We start from the raw sequence: 6,695 nt of genomic DNA, 5'->3' as shown, positions 1-6,695 counted from the left end.
AAGAGTAAGGGTCTTTAGCTGAACTTAGATCTTATAATCTGGCGGAGCTACTAGTTCACCTTTACTCTTCTGGTTAATCGGTATTGAAAATTAATGTTTTTATTTGAATGCAAATCTAAAGGCGGAGTTAAATTCCCAAACGCAACCAACTAGAAACCGTTGTTTGTAATTTTATCAAAAAGCCGTTGCGAGATTTTGAATTGATACCAAGAATTGGTATTTTTGAGAGAAAATATTTACAATGGCAAAGAATACATCAATACTACTTGGAGAATATTTCGAGAACTTTGTTAATGAGAAAATCTCTTCTGGAAAATTTTCGTCTGTTAGTGAGGTTATTAGAACGGCTCTTCGTCTTTTGGAGAATGAGGAGAATAGGTATAATGCTCTAATTAAGGAACTTGAAATTGGAGAGAAGAGTGGATTTATTAAAGACTTTGACCGAACAGAAAATCTTAAAAATCTTCATGCTAAACACTTGAAGAAATGAGATACTTAATTAGTGAGAAAGCAAATCAAGATATAGAAAAGATATGGTTATACACATTTGAAAACTGGTCGCTTGAGCAAGCTGATAGATACTACAATCTAATTTTAGACGAAATCGAGTTTATTTCTGAGAACTTTGAAAGTGGAAAATCCGTTGACTACATTAAAAAAGGATATAGAGCATCAATGGTGAAGTCGCACATTATTTTCTATAAGAAATCCAGAAGGAATATTGTTGAAATAATAAGGGTTTTACATCACAAAATGGACATTGAAAACCGAATCGACGAATAAAAATTGCATACAACAGCAGCTAAAATCCATTTTAATTGACGGTTAGATAGTTTTTATTGTAGTGTATTAGCATCAGTTTTACCGTGGAACGATAACGCTGCTTCGAACTTCCCAACGCTTTTTAGCAAACGTTAGCGCAGATTTACAATTCGTCAAACCATTTTCTCAACAAAACCCCATTGCAGAGTAACAAAATCTCTTTGCAATGAATCAAAATGCCTTTGCAGAGAAACTGTCTTATCTCTTCCATTTGGCTTGTTTGGGGTCAAACTATTTCAGGATAAGACAAAACAAAAAAATCACCATCTCCACCGCAAGTTTTCAGAATGTCCCGTGTCTACTTATTTATGGCAGGATGAGATTGAGTCGAATTGGTGAGGTTTTGCCAATGTGAATGATAAATCGAAGTTTTTCAATAACAACTTGTATCAAAATAAATCATATGAGTATTGATATATAATTAAATAAAATATATATTTGTATTAGAATGTTTATAGTCAGATATTTACAACCTGAAGGAGTGAATCTTATAAAGTAATTTAAATAAACTAGGTGTGCAATTCCCCATATTTCCGAGAGAAAATAAATTCTTACCCCAAGGAGAAAAGTGAGAAGAGAAATATAAAGTTTTGAAGGAATTTTGAATTTTGGATATGATTGGAGATTAAATATAGACCATAAATCAAGTTCTAATGAAACTTTTAGAAACTATCGGCTTAAATAGTCTATTTGTAAAATACTTGAGTAAAGAAATCACAAAAGTGGTTCTTGATCGTTTTGAAACAGATAGCATCGAAAAACTACCAAAAGATAGGCTTCAAGAAGCAAGGCTTATGATTAAACAGCTATTATCCCAAGAACACCTAAAAGTGAAAAAAAACTGGAAGGAATTTAAAAAAGCCATTGAACCTCTAGAAAGAAAAGCACTCAAAATTGCTTTATTAAGTAGTAATATTCAAGATTACTACATTGAACAATCTACTGATATTATAGCCGTTCCTAAAGAGTATTTGAAATCTTTGACATCAAAATCCTTACAAATACTTCTTGAAGAGAAAATGCAGCTGGAAGATATGGAAAACGCCACAATTATTGCACTAACAAAATATGCAATAGATATGCGGATTGATAAAATATTTAAGTCATTTAAGGAGGAGAAGGAGTTTTTGAGTATTGAAAATTCGATTTATATTTTAGCCGATGAAATAGATGATGATCTTTATTACATTAATGACGACACCAGCCCTACTAGGAACAGTATGCTTTTCTTTGCCAGTGTAGAAGAACTTTCACTAGGTCTTGATAAAAAGGAAATTGAGGAAAGATGTCAGGAGGCAAGTGAAAAATGGGAAAGATTTAACAAGAAACGACCGGATAATAAACGATTTATATTTAAGAACGATAGGATATCCTGGGATACACCAGCTAATTGATGCCACTCGGGCTAGATGACGCATTTGCTAGATTCACCTCTTTTTGCTAGTTTTACTAATTAGGGTTTAAATATCCTTTTAAACTAAGCGTTTGCTGTGCGTTTAGAGAAACCTAACGATCAAAATAACCTTTGAAAATCAAATTTGCAAACACAATAAATAAACTTAACATTTGCAAATATTTTATAATTACTTGACAAAATATTAATAATAATTGAAAACATTATTTTATGGCATTTGGACTTTCACCGAAACACATTCAAGAAATTTCTCTTGATAACCTTTCGCCCGAGCATTTTTTAATTATTGCAATTGAAACATCTAAAAAACTCAATTGGAATATTGGATTTATAAGTGAGAATGGATTTATAGCTTATACAAAAATGTCGATGAGTTCATTTAGCGAAGAGGTGAAAATTAAAATACAAGATAATAAAGCTTTTCTAAAAAGTGAATGCACAGGAAGTCAAATGGTTGACTGGGGGAAAAACAAGGAGAATATTTCTAAATTTATTTCTTCATTCAATGAAAATAAAAACGCTTTTTTACCCGAAGAATTAAACCAAAAATTCGAAGAGCTTAAACCAAACTTTGTTCCAAAGGAAGATGATATTTTAAATCAAGCACCACCAACAACAAAAGAAAAAATATCTGGAATTCTATCGATTTTTAAACCTTCACAAGGCTATTTTATTACGCCTATATTAATAAACTTAAATATTGCAATTTTTATCCTAATGGCTATTAGGGGTGTCAATATTTTTCTTCCCGATAATGAAAGCCTGATTACTTGGGGCGCAAATTTTCGACCCGTAACATTAGATGGTGAATGGTGGCGTTTAATCACAAACTGTTTTCTACACATTGGCATTTTTCATCTACTAATGAATATGTATGCTTTGCTATACATTGGTTTGCTTTTAGAGCCGCATTTGGGCAAAACAAGGTTTATTGCAGCATACTTACTTACAGGTTTAGTAGCCAGTGTAACAAGCTTATGGTGGCATGATTTAACAATAAGTGCTGGAGCCTCAGGAGCAATCTTTGGGTTGTATGGGGTTTTTCTCGCTATGTTAACAACAAATTTAATTGAGAAATCGGCACGGAATGCCTTATTAACAAGTATTGCAATTTTTGTTGGATACAATTTGCTTAATGGATTGAAGGGAGGAATTGATAATGCTGCTCATATAGGTGGACTTATTTCTGGAATTGTTATTGGTTATTCCTTTATCCCAAGTTTAAAAAGAAGTGATGACCTAAAATTAAAATATACACTTGTTGCAATTCTTTCTGTCGTTATTATATTCTCATCAACATTAGTTTATAAAAATATTACTAGTTATGATTTTGGAAAATATGATGCTAGAATGAAAGAATTTATTGCTTATGAATCCATGGCTTTAGAAATGTTTAAAATGCCTGAGAACACAACTGATGAAAAACTACTAAAAGAAATTAAAACAAGAAGCCTTTATTTTTGGAACGAAAGTATTAAACTTATTAACGAGGTGGAGAAATTAAATTTGCCAAGCACAATTCATGATAAGAATAAAAAGTTATTACAATATTGCGATTTAAGAGTTAAAACATGCGATTTGTATTGCAAAGCAATTGAGGAAAATACTGATGCCTATGGAGTTCAAATTGAGGATATAAACAAGCAAATCGATACAGTTATTAAGAAGTTGAAAGGGGAAAAGTAAAATTATTTATAGTTATTTAATATAATATTGAGGTTTATAAAGCCATCTTACAATATCAACTAAAATTCAACTTTGTTGTTTTAACATTATGTAATTTAAATTAATTGAGTGATTTCATATTTATAGCGAACAAAAAATCAAGCAGTATGCAAGATATTATCCATAAACTTAAGTTTAAGGGTGCTGGAATTGTAATCAATGCGCCAGAAAACCTTGAAAAGGAATTTGTGAAACTTGGTTTCAAAACCACTCTCAACATAAAATCGTTGAACAGCAATACATTGGTATTCATTAACAATAAAAAGGAGTTTCTTGATTTTCTAAAAGAACAGCTAAAATTCATTGAATTAGATAGCGTTCTATGGTTTGCCTACCCGAAAGGAACCTCAAAAATTAAAACCGATATCAACAGGGATTCCATTCGAGTAACAGCCGAAGAATTTTGTATTACAACAGTAGCAGCAATTTCTATTGACGATACATGGAGCGCATTGCGCTTTAGGCCTATAAGTAAGGTTGGAAAAAAATAACCAAATTATGAAATATTAATTAACCAAAATACCAGATTGATAATTAATGAGAAATATTATCGCAATTTGCGATGTTTATTAATTACACAATAAGCCATAAATCCATCCACATTCTGATAATGGGATGAAAATATCAAAAATGGCTTAAAGTCCATTTATCACTGTGGTAAATCTTTTATATTATAAATTTAAAACAATATAATTATAACAATATAAGCCCCGCAAAATCATAGAAAACATGATAAACCATATTAAACTAATCGAAACAATTCTTTACGTAAATAATCAGGAAGAAAGTTGCAAATTTTATCAAAAAATATTTCGTAAAGACCCCGATTTGAATGTCCCCGGAATGACCGAATTTATTCTATCGGGCAGCTGTAAAATTGGGCTAATGCCCAACAAAGGCATCGCCAAAATATTGGGCGATAAAACCCCGCATCCCAATACTGGCAATGGAATCCCACGTTGCGAACTCTACTTTTATGTTGAAAGCATCCAACTGGAATTTGATAATGCAACCAAATGCGAAGCAAAATTGGTAAGCCCAATTATCGATCGCGATTGGGGCGATAGGGTTTGCTACTTCTCCGATCCCGATGGGCATATTATAGCATTTGCCGAGAGAATCAAATAATTGCGAATACGAAAGTATTTCGTAACTTGGCTAAACATTAAGTTGATTTTCATTTCTCGTTTGAATACTTTATGGATGAGTGATTTTGTATAAATTAGTGTTATGTTAAATTTAAAATGACAAATAAACCCCAACCCCTTAAACAAGGGGTTATAACAGAGTTGTGTAGGGGGTAATTTAATCTTTGCAATTAACATAGCAGTAGCAAGTTTAATACAGTGTAGAGAAAATTACAATTTGAAAATGAAAACCTTTTACGCATTGGTTTTTCTTGCACTCCCTATCTTCAGTCAATCACAGGTTGATTCTGTGAAATATCATAGAATAAATATTTGGAATAGTCCATCCATGCAGGCAATGTATCAGAATGGTTACGTTTTTTCCACCAATAATTTCCTTAGGGGAACGAATATCGAAGCTGAAAAGATTAACAATTTTCAGGCATCATCAATAAAATTCTCCATACAAACCAGAGGGAATAAACTTTGGGAGCAGCTTTACAAATACCCGAATTGGGGCGTTGGTTTATACTTTGCCGATTTTTATAACGCCAAGGAGATTGGCTATCCTATTGCTATATACGGGTTTTTTAATGCACCCTTTAAAAGGTGGAATAGATTATCATTTAACTACGAGTTAGGATTTGGTGCTACCTTTAACTGGAGATCATTTAACCCGGTTACTAATAAGTTCAATTCCGCTATGGGTGCCGGAGAATCATTCCTGATTGATGTTGGCTTGAATTTACAATACTACTTAACCCATAAAATTGAGTTGGTTACAGGGTTTAGCCTTACACATTTTTCCAATGGTACCATTAAAGAACCCAACCTAGGTATTAACACCGTAGCACCTAAAATTAGCCTAAAATACAACTTCTACGATACTCCATCCTTTCGCACGCAGGATATTTCAAAGTATATCCATTCCAAAGAATGGTTGATTTCCGTATTTGCTGGGGTAAAGAATGTGGTATACGATTCGGTGAATATTAATATTATTGAGAAATACGAGGGTGTTTATTTTCCTGTTTTTGGCTTATCAGTGATGTATAACAAGCAGATAAGCCATCTGTCAAAATTTGGGATTGGAACCACAATTACGTATAATGGCTCGGTGAATGCTCAGGTAGCCATTGATAATAACCAAACAGTGCTATTTGATAAGCCCCTAGGCGATAAAATTCAGGTAAGCATTTATCCCTCATACGAATTGGTAATAAACAAATTATCCCTAACCCTACAGCCTGCATTCTACCTATATCGTAAGAAAATTAAAAACCAATCGCCCAACTTCCACCAGAGAGTAGGCATTAAATACCACTTTGCCAATAACCTATTTATTGGCATTACCCTTCGTGATTACGCATTCCATGTTGCCGATTTTATTGAGTGGAACATTGGTTATCGGTTTGGGCGATAATCTTATTCTAATCCTGTTAAAGTACAGTTTGATATTACTAAAACAAAAGTTATATTTGTGTAAGAGATGGGTTTACGGTACAATACATACCAAATCATGGTAGTATGGATACCATTGGGTGGTATTTGTAAACGAGTTAGTGTTCATTAGATGAATATATACTTCCCTTTAAAATTGAATTTTT

General features: G+C 32.6%; 7 protein-coding genes. All 7 read left to right on the top strand.

The window, feature by feature from the left end:
- Positions 1-241 precede the first annotated feature (241 nt).
- The 7 genes from HOO91_17160 (at position 242) to HOO91_17130 (ending at position 6,511) form a co-directional block, all read left to right on the top strand.
- On the top strand, positions 242-490 hold the full coding sequence (locus HOO91_17160) for a type II toxin-antitoxin system ParD family antitoxin (protein ID NOU19289.1): 249 nt from the start codon (positions 242-244) through the stop codon (positions 488-490).
- On the top strand, positions 487-783 hold the full coding sequence (locus HOO91_17155; protein ID NOU19288.1) for a type II toxin-antitoxin system RelE/ParE family toxin: 297 nt from the start codon (positions 487-489) through the stop codon (positions 781-783). The genes HOO91_17160 and HOO91_17155 overlap by 4 nt, the downstream gene beginning before the upstream one ends.
- A 692-nt stretch (positions 784-1,475) precedes the next feature.
- Positions 1,476-2,216, top strand: a complete 741-nt coding sequence (locus HOO91_17150; protein NOU19287.1) for a hypothetical protein — start codon at positions 1,476-1,478, stop codon at positions 2,214-2,216.
- Between the two features lie 230 nt (positions 2,217-2,446).
- Positions 2,447-3,922 carry a rhomboid family intramembrane serine protease gene (locus HOO91_17145; protein ID NOU19286.1) on the top strand — a complete coding sequence of 492 codons (1,476 nt, stop codon included), beginning with the start codon at positions 2,447-2,449 and terminating at the stop codon, positions 3,920-3,922.
- Between the two features lie 146 nt (positions 3,923-4,068).
- A complete protein-coding gene (locus HOO91_17140) occupies positions 4,069-4,452 on the top strand; it encodes a hypothetical protein (GenBank protein ID NOU19285.1) in 384 nt (127 codons plus the stop codon).
- A gap of 241 nt (positions 4,453-4,693) precedes the next feature.
- Positions 4,694-5,089: a lactoylglutathione lyase gene (locus HOO91_17135; GenBank protein ID NOU19284.1), complete on the top strand. Its 396-nt coding sequence runs from the start codon at positions 4,694-4,696 to the stop codon at positions 5,087-5,089.
- Positions 5,090-5,332: 243 nt separating this feature from the next.
- Positions 5,333-6,511 carry an acyloxyacyl hydrolase gene (locus HOO91_17130; protein ID NOU19283.1) on the top strand — a complete coding sequence of 393 codons (1,179 nt, stop codon included), beginning with the start codon at positions 5,333-5,335 and terminating at the stop codon, positions 6,509-6,511.
- Positions 6,512-6,695: the final 184 nt, after the last annotated feature.

Source organism: Bacteroidales bacterium, from assembly GCA_013141385.1.
Classification (GTDB): Bacteria; Bacteroidota; Bacteroidia; order Bacteroidales; family Tenuifilaceae; genus UBA8529.
The sequence above is the reverse complement of the archived record's forward strand: the minus strand, read 5'-3'. Positions and strand labels throughout refer to the sequence as shown.